This window comes from uncultured Amphritea sp. (assembly GCF_937127095.1).
Classification (GTDB): Bacteria; Pseudomonadota; Gammaproteobacteria; order Pseudomonadales; family Balneatricaceae; genus Amphritea.
The window spans coordinates 1-22,629 of the sequence record NZ_CAKZLP010000043.1 but is presented as its reverse complement, the minus strand read 5'-3'; the positions used below and the strand labels follow the sequence as shown (position 1 = coordinate 22,629).

The 22,629-nt window shown below is 51.7% G+C and carries 22 protein-coding genes and 1 pseudogene; 2 read left to right on the top strand and 21 right to left on the bottom strand.

Annotated features, from left to right (window positions below; genetic code table 11):
- Positions 1-138 precede the first annotated feature (138 nt).
- Entirely contained in the window at positions 139-1,848 is a 1,710-nt protein-coding gene (locus Q0499_RS10100; protein ID WP_299198912.1) for a sigma-54-dependent Fis family transcriptional regulator, read from the top strand.
- Positions 1,849-1,915: 67 nt separating this feature from the next.
- On the opposite strand, the gene Q0499_RS10095 is transcribed toward Q0499_RS10100, so the two are convergent.
- From Q0499_RS10095 to Q0499_RS10070, 6 genes are all read right to left on the bottom strand, one after another.
- Positions 1,916-2,878: a PDR/VanB family oxidoreductase gene (locus tag Q0499_RS10095; RefSeq protein WP_299198909.1), complete on the bottom strand. Its 963-nt coding sequence runs from the start codon at positions 2,876-2,878 to the stop codon at positions 1,916-1,918.
- Positions 2,879-3,188: 310 nt separating this feature from the next.
- The gene (locus Q0499_RS10090; protein WP_299198906.1) at positions 3,189-4,499 is read right to left on the bottom strand and encodes a DUF1329 domain-containing protein; all 1,311 of its coding nucleotides are present in this window, start codon (positions 4,497-4,499) and stop codon (positions 3,189-3,191) included.
- Positions 4,500-4,529: 30 nt separating this feature from the next.
- Complete coding sequence (locus Q0499_RS10085) at positions 4,530-6,146, bottom strand: DUF1302 family protein (RefSeq protein ID WP_299198904.1); 1,617 nt, start codon at positions 6,144-6,146, stop codon at positions 4,530-4,532.
- 28 nt (positions 6,147-6,174) lie between these two features.
- The gene (locus Q0499_RS10080; protein ID WP_299198901.1) at positions 6,175-8,169 is read right to left on the bottom strand and encodes an MMPL family transporter; all 1,995 of its coding nucleotides are present in this window, start codon (positions 8,167-8,169) and stop codon (positions 6,175-6,177) included.
- A gap of 35 nt (positions 8,170-8,204) precedes the next feature.
- Positions 8,205-8,606 carry a hypothetical protein gene (locus Q0499_RS10075; protein WP_299198898.1) on the bottom strand — a complete coding sequence of 134 codons (402 nt, stop codon included), beginning with the start codon at positions 8,604-8,606 and terminating at the stop codon, positions 8,205-8,207.
- Positions 8,607-8,655: 49 nt separating this feature from the next.
- Complete coding sequence (locus Q0499_RS10070; protein ID WP_299198894.1) at positions 8,656-9,498, bottom strand: YCF48-related protein; 843 nt, start codon at positions 9,496-9,498, stop codon at positions 8,656-8,658.
- A 267-nt stretch (positions 9,499-9,765) separates the two neighbouring features.
- Here Q0499_RS10070 and Q0499_RS10065 point away from each other — a divergent pair, with 267 nt between their 5' ends.
- Positions 9,766-10,665 carry a LysR substrate-binding domain-containing protein gene (locus tag Q0499_RS10065; protein WP_299198892.1) on the top strand — a complete coding sequence of 300 codons (900 nt, stop codon included), beginning with the start codon at positions 9,766-9,768 and terminating at the stop codon, positions 10,663-10,665.
- Positions 10,666-10,680: 15 nt separating this feature from the next.
- Here the strand turns inward: Q0499_RS10065 and Q0499_RS10060 are convergent, their stop codons facing one another.
- The 15 genes and pseudogenes from Q0499_RS10060 to Q0499_RS09990 form a co-directional block, all read right to left on the bottom strand.
- Positions 10,681-10,980: a 2Fe-2S iron-sulfur cluster-binding protein gene (locus Q0499_RS10060; protein ID WP_299198890.1), complete on the bottom strand. Its 300-nt coding sequence runs from the start codon at positions 10,978-10,980 to the stop codon at positions 10,681-10,683.
- Positions 10,973-11,398, bottom strand: a complete 426-nt coding sequence (locus tag Q0499_RS10055) for a hypothetical protein (protein ID WP_299198888.1) — start codon at positions 11,396-11,398, stop codon at positions 10,973-10,975. The genes Q0499_RS10060 and Q0499_RS10055 overlap by 8 nt, the downstream gene beginning before the upstream one ends.
- Before the next feature lie 131 nt (positions 11,399-11,529).
- The gene (locus Q0499_RS10050) at positions 11,530-12,321 is read right to left on the bottom strand and encodes an SDR family oxidoreductase (protein WP_299198886.1); all 792 of its coding nucleotides are present in this window, start codon (positions 12,319-12,321) and stop codon (positions 11,530-11,532) included.
- 24 nt (positions 12,322-12,345) lie between these two features.
- Positions 12,346-13,389, bottom strand: coding sequence for a 4-hydroxy-2-oxovalerate aldolase (gene dmpG, locus Q0499_RS10045; RefSeq protein WP_299198884.1), 1,044 nt, complete (start codon positions 13,387-13,389; stop codon positions 12,346-12,348).
- Positions 13,386-14,306, bottom strand: coding sequence for an acetaldehyde dehydrogenase (acetylating) (locus Q0499_RS10040; RefSeq protein ID WP_299198938.1), 921 nt, complete (start codon positions 14,304-14,306; stop codon positions 13,386-13,388). The genes dmpG and Q0499_RS10040 overlap by 4 nt, the downstream gene beginning before the upstream one ends.
- Positions 14,300-14,527 (bottom strand): tautomerase family protein, encoded by a 228-nt coding sequence (locus Q0499_RS10035; protein ID WP_299198881.1) that lies wholly within the window; start codon positions 14,525-14,527, stop codon positions 14,300-14,302. The genes Q0499_RS10040 and Q0499_RS10035 overlap by 7 nt, the downstream gene beginning before the upstream one ends.
- Positions 14,528-14,536: 9 nt before the next feature.
- The gene (gene dmpH / locus Q0499_RS10030; protein WP_299198879.1) at positions 14,537-15,334 is read right to left on the bottom strand and encodes a 2-oxo-3-hexenedioate decarboxylase; all 798 of its coding nucleotides are present in this window, start codon (positions 15,332-15,334) and stop codon (positions 14,537-14,539) included.
- Positions 15,331-16,155: a 2-oxopent-4-enoate hydratase gene (gene dmpE / locus Q0499_RS10025; RefSeq protein WP_299198877.1), complete on the bottom strand. Its 825-nt coding sequence runs from the start codon at positions 16,153-16,155 to the stop codon at positions 15,331-15,333. The genes dmpH and dmpE overlap by 4 nt, the downstream gene beginning before the upstream one ends.
- On the bottom strand, positions 16,136-17,596 hold the full coding sequence (locus Q0499_RS10020; RefSeq protein ID WP_299198875.1) for a 2-hydroxymuconic semialdehyde dehydrogenase: 1,461 nt from the start codon (positions 17,594-17,596) through the stop codon (positions 16,136-16,138). The genes dmpE and Q0499_RS10020 overlap by 20 nt, the downstream gene beginning before the upstream one ends.
- A 230-nt stretch (positions 17,597-17,826) precedes the next feature.
- Positions 17,827-18,750: a catechol 2,3-dioxygenase gene (locus tag Q0499_RS10015; RefSeq protein WP_363317790.1), complete on the bottom strand. Its 924-nt coding sequence runs from the start codon at positions 18,748-18,750 to the stop codon at positions 17,827-17,829.
- 229 nt (positions 18,751-18,979) lie between these two features.
- Positions 18,980-20,041: a phenol 2-monooxygenase domain-containing protein gene (locus Q0499_RS10010; protein WP_299198871.1), complete on the bottom strand. Its 1,062-nt coding sequence runs from the start codon at positions 20,039-20,041 to the stop codon at positions 18,980-18,982.
- A gap of 68 nt (positions 20,042-20,109) precedes the next feature.
- Complete coding sequence (locus Q0499_RS10005) at positions 20,110-20,472, bottom strand: phenol hydroxylase subunit P4 (protein WP_299198869.1); 363 nt, start codon at positions 20,470-20,472, stop codon at positions 20,110-20,112.
- 68 nt (positions 20,473-20,540) lie between these two features.
- Complete coding sequence (locus Q0499_RS10000; RefSeq protein ID WP_299198867.1) at positions 20,541-22,043, bottom strand: aromatic/alkene/methane monooxygenase hydroxylase/oxygenase subunit alpha; 1,503 nt, start codon at positions 22,041-22,043, stop codon at positions 20,541-20,543.
- Positions 22,044-22,054: 11 nt separating this feature from the next.
- The gene (locus Q0499_RS09995) at positions 22,055-22,324 is read right to left on the bottom strand and encodes an MmoB/DmpM family protein (protein ID WP_299198865.1); all 270 of its coding nucleotides are present in this window, start codon (positions 22,322-22,324) and stop codon (positions 22,055-22,057) included.
- 32 nt (positions 22,325-22,356) lie between these two features.
- Positions 22,357-22,629 (bottom strand): annotated as a pseudogene (locus tag Q0499_RS09990) (phenol hydroxylase); the annotation flags it as partial.

The window sequence follows — 22,629 nt, the reverse complement described above, 5'->3', positions numbered from 1 at the left end:
TCATCCCCCAATCAGCGCCATATTACTGCATCTCATTCACGCCCTCTTCACCGGACAATTAGCTTTTTGATTGATATCATGCAATAACAATAATATTAAATCGCTGAGATTGAAGATCATCAGCTCATCGGAAGCACTATGTCCAGAAAACAGAACAGATCCGCGGCACACCATACAGCGGCAAAAAAGCTTACGGAACACTTACGGCTCTCCCCCGATAGTGCGCATATCACCCTGTTTAACCAGCGCATGTTACTCATGCATGGTTTTTCCCTCTCTGGATTGAGAAAAGAGATCATAGAACGACTGGGGATGACCACAGCCAGATCAGTCTTCACGCGATTGGGTTATCAACAGGGGATTGAAGATTACAACCGTGTCAGAGCACTGTATGGCGATGACCCCTATCTGAATGTAACGCTGGGTCCCGCTTTAAGGGGACTTGAGGGCTATGTTGTCAGTGATGCGATGGAGATCCATATCGATCAGGAGAAAGGAGAGTTCTACGGCGACTTCACCTGGTTAAACTCCTGGGAAGCCCGATCTCATATTGATCAGTTCGAATCGAGCGGTGTACCAGCCTGCTGGATGAATGTGGGTTATGCATCTGCCTACGCCACCGGAATTTTTGGTAAACCCGTACTGGCCAGAGAAACCGAATGTATCGCCATGGGGCATTCACGCTGTCGGGCCATTATGAAGCCTTTAGATGAGTGGGAGGATACATTCGATGATCTGGCGTTCTTTCAGGTAGAGGATTTTGTAGACCCACCGGTAACCAACCGCAGCGGCACCCGCAGAAGTAAAACCCATATTCCCTTTACACCTCCGGTGGAAGATAAAGAACTGGTAGGTGCCTCTGCCGCATTCAACTCAGTTATCTACCTGTTAAAACGAGTGGCTCTAACAGAAACCACCGTGCTGTTTCTCGGTGAAAGCGGCGTCGGTAAAGAGCGCTTCTCCCGAGCTTTACACGCAATTAGCCCCAGATCCGAGCAGCCGTTCATATCAATTAACTGTGCCGCCATTCCCGATAACCTGATCGAATCAGAACTGTTTGGGGTTGAAAAAGGAGCCTTTACCGGGGCAACGGCATCTCGCCCCGGACGTTTTGAAAGGGCCAATGGCGGCACCCTGTTCCTGGATGAAATTGGTAGTTTGCCGTTTCATGCCCAGGGTAAATTATTACGGGTTTTACAGGAAAGAGAGATTGAAAGAATCGGTGGCACTGAAACAAAACATATTGATGTCCGCGTCGTCGCCGCAACCAATGAAGACCTGCGTCAGGCGGTCAAAGAGGGTCGTTTCAGGGCCGATCTGTATTACCGTCTGAATGTTTTTCCTGTGCGTATTCCACCATTAAGGGATAGAAGAGATGATATCCCGCTGTTACTCAACGTGTTCGTTGCGCGCTTTACCGAGCGCAGTAACAAATCGATCAAGGGGATCACGCAACAGGCTCTGGATGCTCTGTGGCACTACGACTGGCCTGGTAATGTCAGGGAGCTGGAGAACTTTATCGAACGGGCAGTCATTCTGGCCAATGACGATGAAGCGATCGACATACACCATCTGTTTACCGCAGAGGAGTTGCCTAACCTTAGAATCCAGTCACTAAAAGAGGAGAAGCCTAATAGTGAGCAACCCATCAAGGGTTCTGATAAGTCCAGAGAGTTGGTTAACAAGCTTCTGGATCAGGGGCAGACATTTGCCGATATCGAGCAGGCACTTATCGATGCGGCGCTGATTCGCAACCATGGCAAAGTCACCGCTGCAGCAAAACAATTAGGGATTGGCAGAGGTAAAATGCAATACCGGATGACAAAAACAAAACAGAGCGATAGCTAGTATCGCCCGGTTTCCTGAGATATCAGGAACGTTATCGACCTTTCCCCTCAGATTTCAAATCGACAGCTTACAGATCTAACACCAGCCGGGGCGACCTGGATCGTGAGCAACAGGGTAAAAACTGATCATTCTTTCTACGTTCCTCATCATTAAAGTAGAGATCGCGATGATCCGGCACCCCCTCCAGAACACGGGTCACACAGGTACCACAAACCCCCTGTTCACAGGAATAGTCAAGTTCGATACCGGCGTCGGCCAACGCTTCTAAAGCGGTTTGCTCCTCCGCTACATGGATAACCTTTCCCGAACTTGAAAGTAAAATATCGAACGCGTCACCCGACACTGAAGCCGGATCCGCAGCAAAATGTTCGAAGTGAATCTGCTCTGAAGGCAGGCCATACTGTTTAGCGGTAGAAGCAACAAAGTCAATAAACCCTTTTGGCCCACAAACGTAGATATGAGCATCCCGCGCTGATGTTTCAAATATGGTATGGATATCGAGTGTCTGATCTTTGTTACCATCATCAAAGTGAAACTCCACCCGATCAGCAAACTGGCTATCACGCATTCGCCCGGTAAACGCCGCCGCCGACTCAGCCCGGGCACAATAGTGTAGCCTGAACTCAGATCCCGCCATTGCAAGCCGTTCAGCCATACACAAAATAGGGGTTATGCCAATACCGCCAGCAAACAGAATACTGATTTGCGCTTCATGAACCAGTTCAAAATGATTTTTCGGGGCACTGATCCTGAGGGTAGAACCCACCTCTACTTCATCATGGATAGCAATAGATCCCCCACGCGATTGCGGGTCACGCAACACCGCGATCTGATAGAAATGATTCGCAGAGGGCTCATTACAGAGGGAGTACTGACGAATCAGGCCCGGTTTTATTTCAACATCGACATGTGAACCGGCACTGAAAGACGGCAGAGTATCGCCTTCCAGGCTGACCAGTTTGAATGAATAGATATTGTCCGCTTCCAACGATTTGGCAGCGACTTTTACAGAGATCATTGTCTCAGCCATTTTTTCACCCCTTAGATTAATGACGTCCTGTGCCCGGTGACACAAAGCCGTCTGAACTGATATCGCTTTGATTCACGCCCTCTAAAAAATACCGTCCCTGGTAAAAGAGTGCTCAAGCGGAGTGCTGATAAGCACGAAGGGAATCACAAACGGGGATGGCAGACTTTGCCGGGTTGCACCCGAACGGATATAGCAAAGCATTTGTGGCAGAGAGTGGTAGCTAAGTACTCAACTCCGCCTTTCACTACCACCCCGGTATTGACTGTAAAGAAGCGGCGCTATCCATAGCCCCGCTTAGTTGATCCGGCTATTAGCGGCCGGATGCTCGCAGATTTTGTACCGTCATCTTGCTTTCAGGTGTCAGCTCAGGATCGATAATCCCTTTAAACTGCCCCGTGGTACAGTGCTGCGCCTGCATATCGATCATGGTAAAGGAGTCATCGATTGACACACCGCTACCCTTGTTCTGGGCCAGATGGTGATCAGGATGTGCCTGGCCAATACTGAAGCTCTTCCAGATTGCACCGTTTCTGTCGTAGGTCACCGTCCGGGGAATGGTGAATGTCTGGGTATCAACGAAGTGTTGACGCTTACTGATCGGATGGTTTGGATCAAGCGGTTCACCTTCAAGTTGATACACCTTACGCAGCTGATAGGTAACGTTCGGGAAACAGTTACCCTTGCCACCGTATGAGATCATCTGATAACCGTCTTCATCCTTAGGAATCTCGGTATCTAGTGGCATATCATTGTGATTATACATCGGCAGCAACATGTTGCGGGTGCCTTTGTAGGTCCATTTCATATCGGAAATACGTCCGTTATACCCTTCAAAGTCTTCGATCATGATATCCGAGCCCAGAAATGCATCGGTAACCTGACCAGAAGACAGACGACGTACGCGACGCTGGAAACCCAGATACAGATAAGCGTTGTCCCGCTTAAGGTCATCCTCAAACCGCTGAATAAGCAGCTGAGTGTTCTTCACATCAAAGGGTTCCAGTACCTCCAGATAGGTGGCGCGGAACAGATTGGAAGGGTTTGGCGTAATGGCCGGAACCGGGGCCTGCTGAGTACGGTGGGTGTAGTTCAAAAAGTTAAAATTGAACTTCAGTGTCCGCTCAGCCTTGCCGCTGTTCATATCTTTGAAGGTCCAGTAAAACGGCCAGATCGCAGCAGAATCACCCCAGTTATAGCCATACTTAAAGTTCCATGCGAGCTTTTCACCGGCGCGTGGATCATCCATAGAGGGTTCCTGAGGGAAGGGACGACCCGCCACTGAGCCACTGATCTCACCGACCTTATCACCCAGTTTGACATCATTCATATACTTGCGGGTGGCGTCGACATAGCTCTTATTGAGATCAAATGAGGTGGTTTCACCCACTTTTATCTCGGTATCACCGGCTTTAATAAAGTCATACATCGCCGGGTCGATAATCTCTTTAAACTGATCAACATTTGCCTGGTTGATGGTCATCCCGGCACTTAACCCCTGGTAGGTTGGGACACCATCTTTGTAAGGATAAAATGCATTCTGTACATCCTGTTCCGTCGCGGCCATGGCTGAAGCAGATACAGCCGTTGTCAGCGCCAGAGAGATAAAGGTTTTCTTAAACATAATGGTTTACCTTCTTATCGTTATATTTGTTTAGAAGCTGTAACGCACGCTCAGCTGGAATTCATCTTCCTGATTGGCGACACCAATCGGGCCATTAAGGAAGCGCGCCAGAGGCTCTGTCTGGCCACCCGCAGCGGCTCCGCCCGCTACAGACCATGGGAAGGTTTTCTTGCCGCCCTCTTTAATATTGAAGGCCGCATTAACCTTCCAGTTATCATTGATCAGATAGTCAATACTGGGGGCAATCGCAGTGGCTTCTGCCGCAAAGTCATGGGCAATAATGACCTGTGGGCTGAGTCGGTTATTCATGTAAAAACCTTTGAATAACAGTGTTGCGATCCAGTTGTCTTTCTTATTAGGCATATCTCTTTCGTGATCGAGAATATGCTCACCGAACAGTTGGGTGGATAACAGAAACGCACTACTGGTGCCAAGTGCAGGAATGATGAGGTTTTTGTCAAAACCGATCACATAGCGCAGCATGTCGGTTTTCTTATAACCATCCGTATCACGGGCTAACTCTTCACCCTCGGTGTAGGCCATCTCCAGTCGCCAGACAGCATCCTGGTTCATCGAGTAGTAGTCGATGGAACCACCCAGAAGGTTTACCTCAGGAAAATGGATATCAAATAATCCACCATTGGCCCCGGGTGCACCTAACGCATGGATAGAAGGTAGCTGTTGACGATAGTGCAGTGCGTTCAGAGAGAACGTGGTATCACCATAAACACCCTCCCACTTGGCACCAAACTGGGTATTTCTCAGCGACCACTCATAATCAACCACATCATTGATCACATAAGGCCCGCCACCACTTATGCGTGAGGCAAAGAAACAGCCGCCATCAAGAATGGCATAGGGCTGACCACAGGTACCCAGATTATTAGGCCGGAACTTATCAATGTTCCAAACCAGCGAGAAATTGGAATCATCAAACACCTTAGTTGGCCCCATACGCCACTCGGCAGTCAGCATCCACTGGGGAATACGGATATCTTCCAGCTCGTCGTAGATGTTATGCCGGGAGTAGTCCACCGGGTTGATCACATCCAGCACGCGGAACAGGTCGGTCTTACCCCAAACCACCTGCTGTTTACCAAAGCTGAGATTAAGAACAGTACCGCTTTCAAGCTGTTTATCGGCGCTGATATAGAGTTCACGAACAAAGTCCAGCCGGTCATTAAAGTCAGGATAACGAACATCGTCTGCTGACTGATCCATATAACCATCGAGGTTTTTACACAGCTGAGGATCATTCTCGCAAGGTAACGGGGTTCCGGGCGCCAGAATCGCGGTTGAGGTATCCTGACCATGCCAGTTTTCACCCAGATAGTTCGCCTGAGCATCCTCGCCGAACTCATCACTGTTGAGGTCATAGACGCCATCATAAGTAGCGCGCAACGTACCGTTGATCGAAACGTTATCCCAGCCATCGGTTTCCAGCGGTTTGGAAAACTCCGCCTGTGCCGTATTACGGAACTTAGACAAACCAACGCCATCACGCACGTAGGTCGCATTCTCGACAAAACCTGCCCACTCAGTATCAGCGGCAACCACGTTGGTGCTGAGGCCCAGCGACATAGCAGTGACGCCCATGGCCACACCGGCAGCCAGCTTATTCATCGTCATTATTATTGTTTTCGACATTTTTAACCCCTTTCAGGTTTTTGGTTTTTTAACAAACGGGTGTTGTAGCGTTTTTATGTGAAGGGTCACCAACCAGAGCATCTGCGTGGATCACGCCGTCTTCATCTTCATAGGCGGCACAGATAAATTTCGGTTTGAACACCAGCACCCAGGCGGGCACCAGCAACATCGCCGCAGCACCGTTGAGAATCACCATCACACTCAGCAGCAGTGCAGCATCGGACTGGAAGCGCAGATCGGACAGCACCACCCACATGACGATACCGGCGATCAGCGTAATCGCCGTAAAGCTGACCGCCAGACCTGTGGTCCGAATCGCCGTGCGCACTGCAGAACTGAGGTTGTGCTGCAGCGCCATCTCCGCGCGGATGCGGTCCATCATGTAAATTGAGTAGTCGATCCCTACCCCGACGCCGACCGCGATGATCGGCACCGTATTGATATTGATCCCCATGCCGGTGATGCCCATATAGGCGTAGGTCAGCGTGGTGGCGAACATCATCGCCATAAACATCATCATGCCCGCCTGCAGCGAGGTGTAGAAAAACATCACCATGAGGAAGATCAGCAGGAACACCAGCGGCAGCACCCAGAGATTGGTTTCATAGGCGGCTTCATTCATCGCAGCCGTTACCCCGATAGTGCCTCCCGCCAGGCGTATCTTCAGCCCCTCAACCTTACCTTCATTAGCATCGATCCACTGTTTGGCGGTATAGATTGCCCGGCGAATGGTTTCGCCCTGATGATCTTTGTAATAAAACACCAGATTGGCAATCCGCTCATCGGTATCGACGAACTCATTCAGCGCACCGGGGATCGGGCTGGACATCATGTAGGTAAACATCAGACCGCCAACATACTGAGCATCATCGGGAATCTGCATCCAGCGCGGATCATCGTTGTGCAGCAGACGGTTCACCTGTTTAACCAAGTCGGGTATCCCTTTGGCCCCACCGACGCCGGGGTCCATCAGCATATGACGCTCAAGATCGGCCAGCGCTTTCAATACTTCAGGACGTTTTATACCGCCTTTCTCGCTGGTTTCAGCGACGATATAGAGCTCTTCCGAGCCCGGAAAACTGTCATTAATAGCACCGGAAGAAACGTTATAATCATGATTCTGATAGAGAATTGGAGAGCCCGGCTCCGATTCGCCGATCACCACTTTTGATGAGGCATACCAGCCACCTACCAGTAGCAGCGCACCGATCAGCAGTGCATTTTTAGCCGCCTTGCGGGTGCTGATCAGGTCCGCGCAGAAATAGCCCACATTGCGAAAAACGTTATGTTTAACTGCATAGTTTTTCGGTTTCGGCAACACCGACAGCAGCATCGGGACAGCCAGCAATACGGTAATGATGATCGATAGCGCCCACAGTGAGGCATAGTGTGCCAGCTTGGTGTTCAGCGGAATCGAACCAATGGCGATCAATAGTAAGCCGATCGCATCGGAGACCACTCCCAGACTGCCGGGACGGAACAGATTTTCAAAGGTCAGCTGAGCAGCTTTATGATGGTCGGAGTGCTCATTCAGTTCGAGATAGTAACGTTCCACAATCTGAATACCGTGAGACATCGCCCGGGCTGAGATCAGGAAGGGAATAACCAGCCCCAGCGGGTCAAGGTTGTAGCCAAACAGGGAGATAATCCCCAGCCCCCAGATAGTCGACACCACCACTGCAGCCAGCGGAATCAACACGCCATAGGCTTTGCGGAAATAGAACACCAGCAGGGCAATCATGATCAGTGCGGTAAACATAAAGATCTGGATGATCTGGCCCAGATACTGATAAGCCCAGCCCACCAGCATCGGCTGTCCGGTCACATGAATCTTGAAGCCTTTTGCGCCCTCATCGGTGCGCATCTGCTGAATCGCATCAAAGGTTTTAACGTAATCCAGCTGGCCCTCGTTGAGCTGCGCTTTCACCAGCGCCATCTTCATGTCCGGGCTGACCAGGGGTCCATAAACACGGGGATTGGCGACGACATCCTGACGCAGCACCTCCAGTTCAGCCGCGCTCATCTCGCTGCCTTGAGGATCATAGTAAGACTCGGAATTTACGTTACCCTCACTTTGCGGGAGTTACGGTGTGTGATACTGGCCACCAGGTTGTGGTTGATCCCCGGCAGGTTATCCACCGCCTGGGTGATGCGGTGAATCCGCGCCAGCGCTTCATTACTGAAGATATCGCCGCTTTCCACCTCAACTCCGACAATCACCACATTGGCACCACCAAATGATTCCTTAATCTCGTTATGCAACACGATATAGGGGTGTTCCTGGGGTAACAGGTCAGCAAAATCAGAGTACATTTTCACGCCGGGGATCTGACTGGCAAAAAACAGTGTGATCACCAGAATCAGCCCCAGCACAATTTTAGGGCTGTTAAAAATCCGTTCATCCAGATTGTGTAGCAGATGAGTGACTTTATGGGATTGTGCAGATGCTTTATCAGACATATCCGTACTTCCAGAAATTATTATTATTTAAATCAGCCGGTTAAAAGGCTCAGATATCGACCGTAAAGAGAGCGCCCCAACCGCCGGAAACCAGCAGTCGCTTCTCATCCAGCTGTTTGCCGTCCCGCAGATAGACCGGAATATTGGGTGTATCCAGCTTGCGCCAGAGACTGTGTTGCTGCTCCAGAACCGTGCCGTGATCACCAAAAGCGAACAACCGGCCGTCCCGGGCGTAGAAGTTATAGATCGGAGAGTCGGTCGGAGTCTCCTGAGACTGCCAGCTCTGACCTGCATCATCGGTATACAGAATGGTGCCCCCCAAACCTGCGACCCAACCGGTTGAGGGATCGCTGAAGTAGCTGGTCATGGGGAAAAATTCATTGGGGATCGGATCCAGTAAAGTCCAGTTTTCACCACCATCCTCAGAGCGCGCCAGTAGTCCGAACTCACCGGTGGCTATCAGGTTCTGGCTATCAAAAAACTGCACCGAGGAGATAGCAGCATCTTCGTTGAGACTCTGCTCATTCCAGCTGGCACCTTTATCATGACTGCTCACCAGGGTGCTGAAACTGCCAGCGGCCCAGTAACTGTTGTCCGGTCCACAGGCCACTGAAGTCAGGCTTTCCCGGGTGGGAATATCACTGCTACGCCAGTGTTGCCCCTGGTCCTCACTGATCCACAGCTGACGCTCCATACTCAGAGCGATCAGTGACTGATCGGGACACAGTTTTATATCGACAAAGTTAGGATTGTTACTCAGCTGCTGCCGCTGCCATTTAAGATCGCTCACCGGGCTGGTCAGCACGACTCCATCGGAACCCACCACAACCACCTGATCCTGGCTTACCGCCACACCCAGCAACTGATCGGTGCGATGCACCGCTTTACTCATCTCTGTTTCAACCCCCTCAAGATTCAGGGGAGCCTCGCATCCTGCGAGAAAAGTTGTCAGAGCAAAAACTAACGTTGATCTGAGGTGCCTGTTATTTGTTATTTTTATAAACATGACTTACGCCTGCACTGTTTACTGATTGTTGGAGAATTCTCACTCCTGACAGACAAAATAACGCAGGCAACTCATTACCATCCAATACTATTGATATTCCATCTCAATACTTTTAAGGTATTAAATTATTCAAACCAAACAGGCGGGCGAGTGATGGATCTGCGTAAACTCAGATATTTCAAGGTGGTAGCGGATGAAAAACATATCGGCAGAGCCGCCAAAGTACTGCATATTTCCCAACCACCACTAACCCGGCAGATCCATCAACTGGAAGAGGATCTGGGAGTGACGCTGTTCAACAGAACGCCGAAAGGGATGGAGCTGACCGATGCCGGACGGCTTTTCAGGGAAGAGGTCAACAATATTTTCGGCCTGATAGAACAAGCCACTGAGCGAACACAAAAAGCGGGACAGGGTCGGCTTGGCCGACTGGATATTGCGATATTTGGTTCAGGTATTATGGGGGACATACCCAAAATCCTGCTGGCGTTTAAAGAACGATACCCGGAGGTCAATGTCGTCCTGCATACCATGGATAAAGGCGAGCAGATCAATGCCTTGCGACAGAAACGTATCAGCCTGGGCTTTAACCGCATGCTGGCCCCCCTGCCCGATATTAGCTCTGAGCTGGTGACGACCGAAAAGCTACTACTCGCGATTAACAGCAACCACCCACTGGCGGCGCTGCCTGAAATACCTTTCACTGAGATCAGCGATATTCCACTGATTCTGTTTCCATCCAGCAACCGGCCGAACTTTATCGACAAAACGATTCGTCTCTGCCAACTGTCCGGATTTACGCCCCATATATCCCAGGAAGTCGGCGATGCAGTCACCGGCGTGGCTCTGGTAGCGAGTGGATTCGGTGCATGCCTGGTGCCCCAGTCGGCCACCGTTTTAAGCCTGCCCGGAGTGGTTTATAAGCCATTAATCGATACCCCGGATGAAGCCGAAGTCGATCTCAGCTGTATCTTTAGAAAAGAGGATGAATCGCCGTTGTTGAAAGCGTTTCTGGAGATACTGATCGGCTACCGTACAGAGAAAAGTCAGTGACGCCAGCGCTGCTGATCAGATGTTTTTCGACATTTTACCAATCACTTCGATTTCCAGATCGGTTTGCGGATAGATACGGCAGGCGAGCGCAAAGTGGTCTGCACGCTCAGCCTCGCTGATATGGCATTTACTCATCACCCGACTGCTATATTCACCTTCGAGTACCTGAATTTTACACACACCACAACCACCACCCCGACACCCCAGAGGGATACCTTTTTTACCCAGACGCGCCATACCATGCAGGATTGACTCACCGGCTTTACAGACATAGGTCTCATCAGTTTCAGTCAGTCTGATCTGATAACTAGCCATGGGCCTTCTCCTGTTGGCGTGCCTCCACTTCACGCTTACGAATCTCACTGGCAGGCGCACCGGCGATAAACCAGTCTTCAGGTTTAACCTGGCTGCAGCGACCGCGAATCACCGCCGTATCCACTGCCAGCACATCACTCAACAGTGTAGTAAACCTCTCAGCTATCCGTGTCCGCTGTTCAAACGGCCTGCCCTCCAGCACGATAAACTCGAAAAATGCAGCCGGACTGCCGGACTCGGAGCAAACCTGACCACCCACAGCCACCGAGCCTGCCTGGTAGCGGTTAATAAACACCCGGGTTCGTTCGACCGGGCTATCCAGTTCCTGGGCATAAATAGCACTCGCCTGCTCCAGAATCCTGGCGGAGGACTCTGCCGTTAAGAGCGCCTCAGATATATGAAAGGTTGCGATCGGCATCACTGAACTCCTTATTATTTTTATCTTCTCTACACTTGTCGTTAAGAGATTCCTGCCTTAATCACATCAAGGCAGGACACCTAAGCACACCTAAATAGACCTATAGACTAAGTAGAACGATCTCTCCCCGGCTATGGCAAACCTTTGCGACGGCCGGAATCCAGCATCAGCGTAGACCCGGTCATTGCGGTTGCTTCAGGATCAAGCAGCATATCCACCGCCCAGGCGACCTGCCCTGGCGTGGTAAAGGCACTGATAGAAGATTCCGCCTTCATGTCATCCAGCACATCATCAACCGTGCAGCCGCGCATCTCTGCCCGGGCCACCGCGACATTTCTCAACCGCTCGGTATCGGCAGGGCCTGGCGCTATGACATGCGCCGTGACACCCCGTTCGCCATAAGCCAGACTCAGCTGGCGCGAGACATTAAACAGCGCGGCATTAGCAACACCAGCAGACGCGGCATAGGCGGTGGGTTCAAGACCGTAGTGGCCGCCAATAGAGATCAGTCGGCTACCCTCGGTCAGAAAGCTGTCGGCAGCCCGACTCAGGCGCAACAAGCCACCCACTTTAATATTCACCGCATCCACCATTGTCCCCGTTGGCGCTTCCAGAATACCTCCCGCTACCCCAACACCCGGGCCATGCACCACCGCCCTGACAGTGCTCTTCAGAACAGTACCATTCAGAGCAACATCATCCAGCACTGTACGAATCGCCTCAATGGCACTGTCATCACTGATGTCAGCCACACAGGGAATAACGCCCGCATGGGCTTCTGACAAGGCCTGCAAACTGGCTGCTGAACGCGCCACAGCGACTACCTTCAGCCCCCGGGCCAGCAATCGTTCGACAATCGCCTGGCCAAAGGCACCGGTTGCGCCGACGACAACCGCCGTTTCACCCTTAAAATCTGTGTTCATCTCAACCGCCTTTCAGTCGATCCGTTAAAAATTCTGTTTCAATAAACCACGCTCTTTGGCCATGGTCATTGCGGTGTCCTGAATCATATCTTCCTGACCACCGATCATCTTTTTACGTCCCAGCTCCACCAGAATATCCCGGGCCGGAACACCAAACCGCTCAGCAGCACGTTTGGCATGCAACAGGAAGGTCGAATAAACCCCCGCATAACCGAGGGTCAGAGAGTCTTTATCCACCCGGACAATGTGATCCATCATCGGAAAGATGATCTCATCGGCAATATCCATGGTTTTAAACAGATCGACACCGGTTTCGATACCCATCCGTTCACAGACCGCGATAAAGACTTCCAGTGGCGTATTACCCGCCCCGGCTCCCAGACCGGCCACTGAGCCATCAATACGTGATGCCCCCGCCGCAATAGCCGCAATGGAGTTGGAGATTCCCAGCCCCATATTGTGGTGACCATGGAAACCGATCTCAGTCTCAGGTTTCAGGACATCCCGAAGAGCAGTGACACGTTGAGTAACATCTTCCGGCAACATGAAGCCAGCAGAATCAGTGATATAGACAGTATTGGCACCGTAGGACTCCATTTTTTTGGCTTCCTGCGCCAGCGAACGGGCATCAGAGAGGTGTGACATCATCAGAAAACCGGTGGTATCCATCCCCAGTTCACGGGCACAGGCGATATGCTGTGGTGAGGTATCGGCTTCGGTACAGTGGGTTGCCACATGTACGCTGCGGGCACCGGAATGATAGGCGGACTTCAGCTCTTTCATTGTGCCCAACCCCGGCAACAGCAGGACAGATACCACCGCCTGCTTCATCCGCGACGCAACCGCTTCGATATACTCCTCATTGCTGGCCAGGGCGAAACCATGCTGCAGTGAGTTACCGCCCAGACCCGCGCCATGGGTCACCTGGATATAGGGCATCCCGGCATCATCGAGGACGGTCGCGACTTTAACCATCTGTTCGACCGAGATCTGTTCCCGTTTGGCATGCATACCGTCACGCAGACACATATCATGCAGAATGACTTTACGTCCGTTCAGATCACTCATGACGCCACCTCCACAGGGTTTAGTTGAATTTTTCCGGCGAGTATCTCCTCGGCAAACATCTCCGCTGTCCGGGTTGCGGCGGCGGTCATAATATCGAGGTTGCCGGCATACTTAGGCAGATAATCCCCCAGCCCCTCAACCTCCATAAACACAGCGACCTTATTGCCTTCGAAACTCGGGCCGTTGACCAGTTTGTAACCCGGCACATATTTCTGTACCTCTTTGATCATGGCCAGCACCGACGCGGTAATTTTCGCCTCGTCCGGCTCACCTTCGGTGAGGCAGTAGATGGTGTTACGCATAATCATCGGCGGTTCTGCGGGATTGATAATCGCCAGCGCCTTACCCTTTTTCGCACCGCCCACCACTTCAATAGCGTTGGAGGTGGTATAGGTAAACTCATCGAGATTAGCCCGGGTGCCGGGGCCAATCGATTTAGAGGAAAGGCTGGCAATAATCTCTGCGTATTCAACGCCCTGCACCTGAGACACAGCACTGACAATCGGAATCGTTGCCTGCCCGGCGCAGGAGATCATATTGACGTTCATCTCCACTTTTTCAGCATGTTGTTTCAGATTCACAGGTGGCACACACAGAGGACCGATAGCCGCTGGCGTCAGATCGATCATCATCACCCCCAGCGCATTCAGTTTGCGACTATTTTCCGCATGGACATAGGCACTGGTGGCGTCAAAAGCGATCTGAATCTCATCCTCTAAGACATGGGGAAGTAAGCCATCAATGCCTTCATGGGTGGTTTTTAGCCCCATCGCCGCGGCCCGTGTCAGACCTTCTGATTCAGGGTCAATGCCCACCATCCACACCGGCTCAAGGAACTCACTGCGTTGAATTTTATAGATCAGATCGGTGCCAATATTGCCTGATCCAATCAATGCACATCTGATCTTTTTCATGATTTTTCCTCTTCGACGAGGGAGGTTGACTTCACCTGATCGGATGCGCGACCGGCGCGACCACCCACATAGAACTCATCTTTTTTATGTTCGGTCACCAGAATACGCACCGTATCAATGCTGACACCAAAACCGTCCGCTGCAGCTTTTGAAATAGCTGCCGCAGCCCGCGCCTTAACCTCTGAGCTGCGCCCTTCCAAAATATGAACTTCAATAATCGGCATAAATTGTCCTCACTCCCCAAACCGGATAGAGATTGAGCCCAGCTCCTGGAAGCGGGCAATAACATGGTCTCCGGGAGACACGGCAACCGCTGCGGTGATCCCTCCACTCATCACAAAACTACCGGCAGGCAGCTCCTCTCCCATCTCGGCGAGAATATTCACCAACATCGCCACCGCCGCTGCCGGATGCTCCATCACCGCCGCAGCGGCTCCCATCTCGACAATCTCACCATTTTTTTCCAGTACTGCGCCGATGGTCGGCAGATCCAGCTCCTCAACATAGCGAGGACGACCACCGCCGACAAAACGAGCCGATGAGCCGTTATCCGCAACCACACTTTCCAGATCAAATTTGAAACCGGAAAAACGCGAGTCGATCACCTCAATAGCGGGCAGCACATAATCGGTTGCCTGCAGCACATCCTCTGCGGTGCAGCCAGGCCCTACCAATTTTTCCCGGGTAACAAATGCGATCTCACACTCAACCCGTGGATGCACCAGGTCAGAGGTTGAGATCACCGAGTTTTCCGGACGTGACATTTTGTCGGTCAGGAATCCGATTGAGGGCTGATCCACCCCCATCTGCTTCATCTTGGCCCGGGAGGTCAATCCCGCTTTCCAGCCAACCAGCTTATGGCCCTGTTCAATAAAGCGTTTGCGTAGCTCAGTCTGAATCGCATAGCCATCAGCCATCGTCATCGACGGATATTCATCGGTCAGTTTAGGGATCGCATAAGCGCTGGTCTGAGCACCCTCTATACGTTCACACAGGCGGACTATCGCCTCTCTATCCAGCGTTGTTTTCATACTGCGCTTCTCCCGGAGAATCTGACCTTACAGCGGCCCAGCCCACCCACATTGCACTCAAGTTCGTCACCGTGCTGCACCGCCACCAGTTCAGACTGAGATCCCGACAAAATCACCTCACCCGCTTTAAACGGGATACCCAGTTCACCCAGAGTATTCGCCAGCCAGGCAACAGCATTAGCTGGTGAGCCCTGAACTGCAGCGCCAACACTTGTGGAGTAGAGTTCGCCATTTTTATGCAACACCATACCGGCCAGGGTCAGATCCAGCTTACGTGGATCCCCTTTGACATCCCCCAGTACAAACACACCGCAGGAAGCATTATCCGCAACGGTATCCTCAATCCTGATTTTCCAGTCGGTAATACGGGAATCGACAATCTCGAAACAGGGCACCACATAGTCGGTCGCCCGGATCACATCCATCGCCGTAATGCCGGGGCCATTAAGATCCTCTTTCAGAACGAATGCCAGCTCTGCCTCGGCTTTCGGCTGAATCAAACCGTCCAAGTCGATCACGTTATCGGTGCTGATCTGCATAGCGGAGGTAAGAATGCCGAAATCAGGCTGATACACCCCCAGAAACTGCTGTACCGGTTTACTGGTGACGCCAATTTTTTTACCGACCTCAGTCTCCCCCGCCTCCAGCCGACGGGCGATAAAACGTTGCTGTATCTGATAGGCCTGCTCCAGCGTGATATCCAGATCCCGTTCGGTAAATGGTTTAATAGTGCTGCGTGACCGAAATGCGGCATACAGCTCATCACCTAACTGATTAATTATTTCCTGATCCATAACCACCTCAGAGTTTGATACAGACATTGCGCATCTCGGTATAAAACTCGAGGGAGTGCACGCCACCTTCACGACCAATGCCAGACTGTTTCGAACCACCGAATGCGGTGCGCAGATCCCGCAGGAACCAGCTGTTAATCCAGGTCACCCCGACATCAACCGCCGCGGCCATCCGATGAGCGCGGGTCAGATCATTGGTCCAGATGGTGGTGGACAAGCCATAGTCGTTAGCATTGGCATAGCCAACCACTTCTGACTCGCTGTCAAACGGACAGATATGGCAACAGGGGCCGAAGATCTCTTCGCGAACCACAGTGGCGGTTTCCGGCAAGCCGGTCCAGATAGTCGGTTGAATCCAGTTTCCTTCGGCCAGCTCAGCGGACATCTCTGGTATACCACCACCGGTAACCACCATCGCCCCCTCTTCAACCGCTTTACGGTAATAGGAGAGCACTTTATCCTGATGTTCCCTGCTGATCAGCGGGCCATAGTTGGACCCGTGATTTTCCGGGCGACCATACTTCACCGCTTCAGCCTTCAGCTTCAGCGCATTCACAAACCGCTCAAAAATGGGGCGTTCGACATACACCTTCTCTGTCCCCAGACAGACCTGCCCGGTATTCAGAAAAGCGGAGCGGAAGATACCATCAACCGCCGCCTCAAAATCAGCATCGGCAAACACGATACCCGCATTCTTACCGCCCATCTCAAAGGACACATCACGACACCCTTCGGCCGCCGCTTTCATAATGGCGGTGCCGGTTCGGGTTTCGCCGGTAAAGGTGATCGCATCCACCGACTGGTTCTGCGTCAGAAACTCACCGGCCGAATCGGGGCCAAAACCGTGCACCACGTTAAACACACCTTTAGGAATGCCAACGCTGTTCATGACTTCACCCAGCAGAGTGGTGGTCAGAGGCGTTTCTTCAGAGGGTTTAACCACCACAGTGTTGCCACAGGCCAGCGCCGGACCCACTTTCCAGGTCATCAGCAGGAAGGGCGCGTTCCAGGGGGAGATCACACCGATAACCCCTTTTGGCACCCGCAGCCCATAGTTGAGGGCGCCACGGCCATCAGGAGTGGCCATCTGATAGCTTTCAGTGGGTACATTCTTAATAATGTCGGCAAACACTTTGAAGTTAGCCGCGCCCCGGGGGATGAATGCGTGGGTCATCACATGGTGCGGCTGACCGGTATCGGCCATCTCTGCAGCGACAAAATCATCAAAGCGACGGGTAATCTCATCGGCAACGCCGTAGAGAAGATCAACCCGCTGATCCACCGTTAACTGGCCCCACTCCCCGCTCATCGCCGCTTTTGCCGCCGCTACTGCGCGGTCAACATCGGCACGACCGGCTTCAGCGACAGTGGCGATAATGCTGTTATCCACAGGTGAGCGCTTGTCAAACCGGCGCCCCGATTCAGCCTCAACAAACTCACCATTTATAAAATTATTAACTTGATGCATTGCTGCTCACCTTTGTTTGATTACTGCTGGCACCGTTCTATTCCATCCAGTTTATGCAGCCACTCAGATACCGTCTAATACTGTTTATAGACACAACTAATACCTATTAGGTATCAAAACTAAGCTTAGAATCCTTCAGGAAGGTGCAATCAGTAACCTGTACAAATTTAAAAAGGTTCAGAAGGTTAAAAACTGCATAGCGATCATTCGCCATGCAGTTGAGATAATTCTCAAGTGACGATTGTCAGGAATGACTCGTGTAGTTTTCGTTGCGGATAATCCAGTCCCTGGGGGAAGTGATCCCAGTCCCAGGTGATGGTTTCATAGTCAGGATAGGGCTGATATCCCCCCATAAAGGTTTCGAAGCGGTTACCAGACGGGTCCCAGGCATAGATAGTACAGCCACGGGTAATACCGTGACGGGTAGGACCGATATCCACCGACACCTCATTCATCGACATAATATCCCCGGCCCGCAACACTTTCTCCCAGCTTTCCATCAGGAATGAACAGTGGTGCAACTTACCTGGCTCAGGATGCTCAACAAAGGCAATGTCATGAACTTTATGAGAGCAGGACAGCCATAACGCGGCTTCAAACTCGCCATCTTCGGCCAGCACCCGCTCCACCAGAAAGAAATCCAACACATCTTCAAAGATCTTTTTGTTGGCGGCCACATTCGGCCCGTACAGCAGCATGTGGTCCAGTCGAACCGGTGCAATACCATGTTCACTGGCGGCATTCCAAGGGCCCGGATTGGCATTGGTCAGGCCATTACCAACAGCAGTTTTCTCTGCATAAAGCTCCATGATGTGACCGGTTGGCAGGGTAAAGCGGACACGGTCACCGGTTTCCAGCATCTCCCCGGCAGGCATACGGCTGGTTTCAATACCGTACTCATTCAGGTCCGCTTCCAGTTTATCCAGCGTCTCTGCATTGAGTACTTTAAAACCGAAGAAATCCATACCCGCTTCTTCAGCCTGGCGAATAATGTAACTGCTATGATCCCGTTCGTCCCAGCACTTAAAATATACACGTCCCTGATCATCACGACCGGTTTCAACTAAACCCAGTACATCACGATAAAAACGCACACTCTCTTCCAGATCGAATACACGAATCTGCACATGTCCCGGTCTTAATACACCTGTCATTGCCATCTCAAAAGCTCCTGATTTTTATCTTATTTTTATAAAGCATGACGCCTTAATACATCACCATCGCTAAATACTTTAAAGCACTCTTTGCTCGTACTTTCAGTGTATGCGGGCTACCGAATACCGTCTAATACCGTTTAATGCTTTAACAGATACCTTTTAGGTATCAATATAATCAGCACAATTTATATATTCACAGCCACCAAACACCCGCCCATTTTTTCAATCAGATCCGTTTAAACAGCGCCGAGCGATTCTGCTCTTCCGCTCCATCGGCGGCGGTGACAAAGCGTTCCATATGGATATCCCGCTCAAACAACCGCCCCTGCATCAGGGTGGTGATCGCCGCATCAATCATCGGCGGTGGGCCACAGAGATAAGCCTTATTACCATCAAACCGACCGTTGAAGTGTGCCTGAGCCGCTTCATGGACAAAGCCGGTAAAGCCCTGCCAGTCATCCCCCGGTTCCGGTGCATTCAGCGCGGGCACGTAGGTAAAGTTGTCAAACTCTCGGTCGAGGTTTTCAAACAGCGCCCGGTTATAAAGTTCAAAGAGATTACGCGCCCCCTGCAACAGCGTAATTGGACGGCTATCGCCCTCCTCCAGCATATCCAGAATCATCGATTGCGGGCTGGATAGCCCCGAACCACCGGCGATAAAGATCGCCCCCTGCTGATCCGATTTACGCACGAAAAACTGGCCGTATGGCCCACTGACATCCAGGGTATCGCCGACCTCTAACTGCTGATGCAGGTAGGTGGTGCCCGCCCCGCCCGGCACTAAACGCACGTGCAGTTCAAGCATAGAGGCATCGGAGGGTTTATTGGCGATGGAGAACGCCCGGCTGCCCTCCACTCCGGGTAATTTCAGGTTGATATACTGCCCGGCCTGAAATGCCATCGGCTTGTCCAGCTCGAAAAATATTCCTTTAATCGTCGGTGACAGCTCGTTGATCTCGGTGACGGTGGCGACAAAGTCCTCCACCGGATAGCCGGCAAAATCGTCATCCACGTCAATATCCGCTTCGATCACCATATCCGATTCCGGCGTGCAGCAGCAGGCCAGAACCTTGCCCTCCTCCCGCTCCATATCCATCAGCGCAAAAGGAGAGGCATTACCCAGATCGCTTTCCCCTTCAAGCACCTGCACTTTGCAAGTGGCACAGGTGCCGTGACCACAGGCAAACGGCAGCCAGACCCCCTGACGCAGGGCAGCATCCAGAATGGTCTGTCCCTCTTCAACCTCGATCACATCACCGGTTGGTTCTACTGTTACTTCATAACTCATAGCTCTTCACCCATCGTGCTGGGTATACCTTTTCATAAAGCCATACCCAGCCTTTATCACTGGATTTCTCAGACGCCGGCGTTTTGATACCCCGTTAACTCAGGCGTTTTAAAGCGGATCAATGATTTATGACCCACCCCCTGATCCGCCAGACTGACATCCGCTTGCGGCTTGAACGGTTCGCCATCCAGCAGCCACTCCGCAGTGTCCCAGTTAATCTGTTTAAATTCAGGGTGCTGGCCAAAAGCTTCCGGCATGATGTTTTCGATCAGCGCCGCAAAGGGCATGGAGGGTGGCAGTGGGAACGCTTTTGCCGCGCAGAACATGCGGTGCTCATCCCAACCGAGATAAACAATCTGATTACCGTGGAAGTTCTCCACCCGGTCCATCCGCTCGCCCTGGTAACCCGGATTTAGTGCATATACAGGCATTTTTATATCCTCTTGTTATTCTTGTATGGGTGCCGCTGTCGCCACACCCTTGCTCGTGTAACCCAGACTCAGGCGACGCCTTTCCACTTATTCCAGCGCGCTTCATCGGGGGAGCCTTTCATATCCATATTGTCGTGACCGACATTCATCTTGTAGTAGTCCTTGAGGATATCCCCGACATCGGGACCGCCGCAGTTACCCTGGAAGATCTGATGCACCGGCAGCCAGGCCTGCACATACTTTTCAGGTTCCTCTTTGAAAATGTCACAGCAGCCATCGGAGCAGAAGTGATAACGCTCGCCCTGATACAGATAGTCACGCATCGAGTTCTGATTCGGGTTATCCATCTCGGTAAACAGCATCGGGATCTGACAGATCTGGCACAACTGAGGCAAGCCGGAGTTGTAGAATCGCTCCCCTTTCGCCTCCATCTCTTTGGCCAACTCCCACAGAGGGCGGTAATACTTATCAAAGGTGTCCGGGTATTGCGCTGACAGCCAATCCAGCTCCTCATCGGTCGGAATCCAGGTATGAAAGCCAGCAACATGGCCATGGGTATAGAAGGTCCACCAGGCCTGATGGGAGATATGCTCTTTCTCTTTCTCGATGGTTTCGGCGTATTTCGGCATGCGAATACCATAACGGGCCAGATCTTTAAACAGCGCACCACCGGCCTCTTCGAAATAGACCTCCCAGGCCTCTTTCCAGGACATCACCTTATTCGGCAACATGTAGTCCATCATCATGGCGATCACCGAGAGCAAACGGCAACCACGCCAGAACCACTTATCGATCCACTTCTGCACAATCGGTACGTTGTCTTCATGCTGCTCCAGCAGGAACTTGATCACTTCAAGACCGAGGGTCATATGGCGGGCTTCATCAGACTGCGCAGAGAACCCGAACGTCACCGTCGCCATATCACCGTTGTAAGCGGCGCCCGACATAAAGGGCACAAACACCAGGTTCGTCAGTACATATTCAAAAGAGAAGCCGATGGCGATCATAAACTCAAATGGACCGGCACTACGGGCATCACAGAAGAATGAGCGGGGTACTGATAGATACCACACCCGGTCATGCATGTGACTGTACTCCTGGAAGCCATCAAAAAACTTGTTGTAGTGGCTCATCGCATGGATCTGGGTCTGCACATGACGCAGCTCATCCAGCGACTGCATCTGACAGGCCACCCGGGCTCCGACACCGCCAAACTGACGACCCACATGAGCAAACCCCTGATACGCCTGATACTCCAGCGGTGATATACCGGTGAGGAAAATCTTCAGCGCATTCACATAGCGGGGATCGGTGACATTCAAGTGACCATTATTCTGCGAAAAGGCATCGAAGATGGCATAGAGTTTTTTCTCTTTCTCTGCCTGATACTTCCAGTAGGAGTCCATGGTCAGACGGAATGGGTCTTCCCACTTACTCCAATCGGTAATCTTAATCCCTTCGAACTCTTCATAGGGAAATGCCTGTTGACGATCTTCGTAGGAGAAATCCCAGTCCAGATCACGGGTGAGCAGGCGATACTTATCTTTTATATTTAATTTTTTAGCAGCCATGATGTTTCCCCTTACTGTTTCCACTCAAGGACGAACTGGTCGTCATCTTCATCCACGTTACCGCCGAGGGTGATCAGGTTGATATGCAGCTCCTGCACATCCCACTCCCGACCCATCTTCTCTTCAACGACGGCGCGCTCAATCACCAGCCGGTGCTCCCGTTCGATGCGGATCATGGCGGGCTGATGGATAACCGTGGCATCCGGATTACTCTCTTCAATGGCTTCAACGATATAGCGGGACTCATCATTGTCCTGCAGGGCGATATAGACTTTTGACATGGTGATTAACCTTATTGTTTTTATTCGTAGTGTTATTTCAGCAGTCCGGCTTTAGTTAACCGGGTTTCCAGTGCGACTACTGCAGTATTCAGCGCGTCAGCACCAATCATCTCTTCCGCCAGCGATGCCAGGGCTTCCACGGCTTTACCTTGCCAATGCTCAACCCACTTGGTGAGTAGCTGTTTGTTCGCAGCAGACTCATCCGCGGCGATTTTGACCACCGCATCGACCCAGCGATTGGTGTCTCTGTTCCAGTTCTGAATGAATTCGGTGAGCATGCTGAAGTCCTGACCGCCGTTATCCGC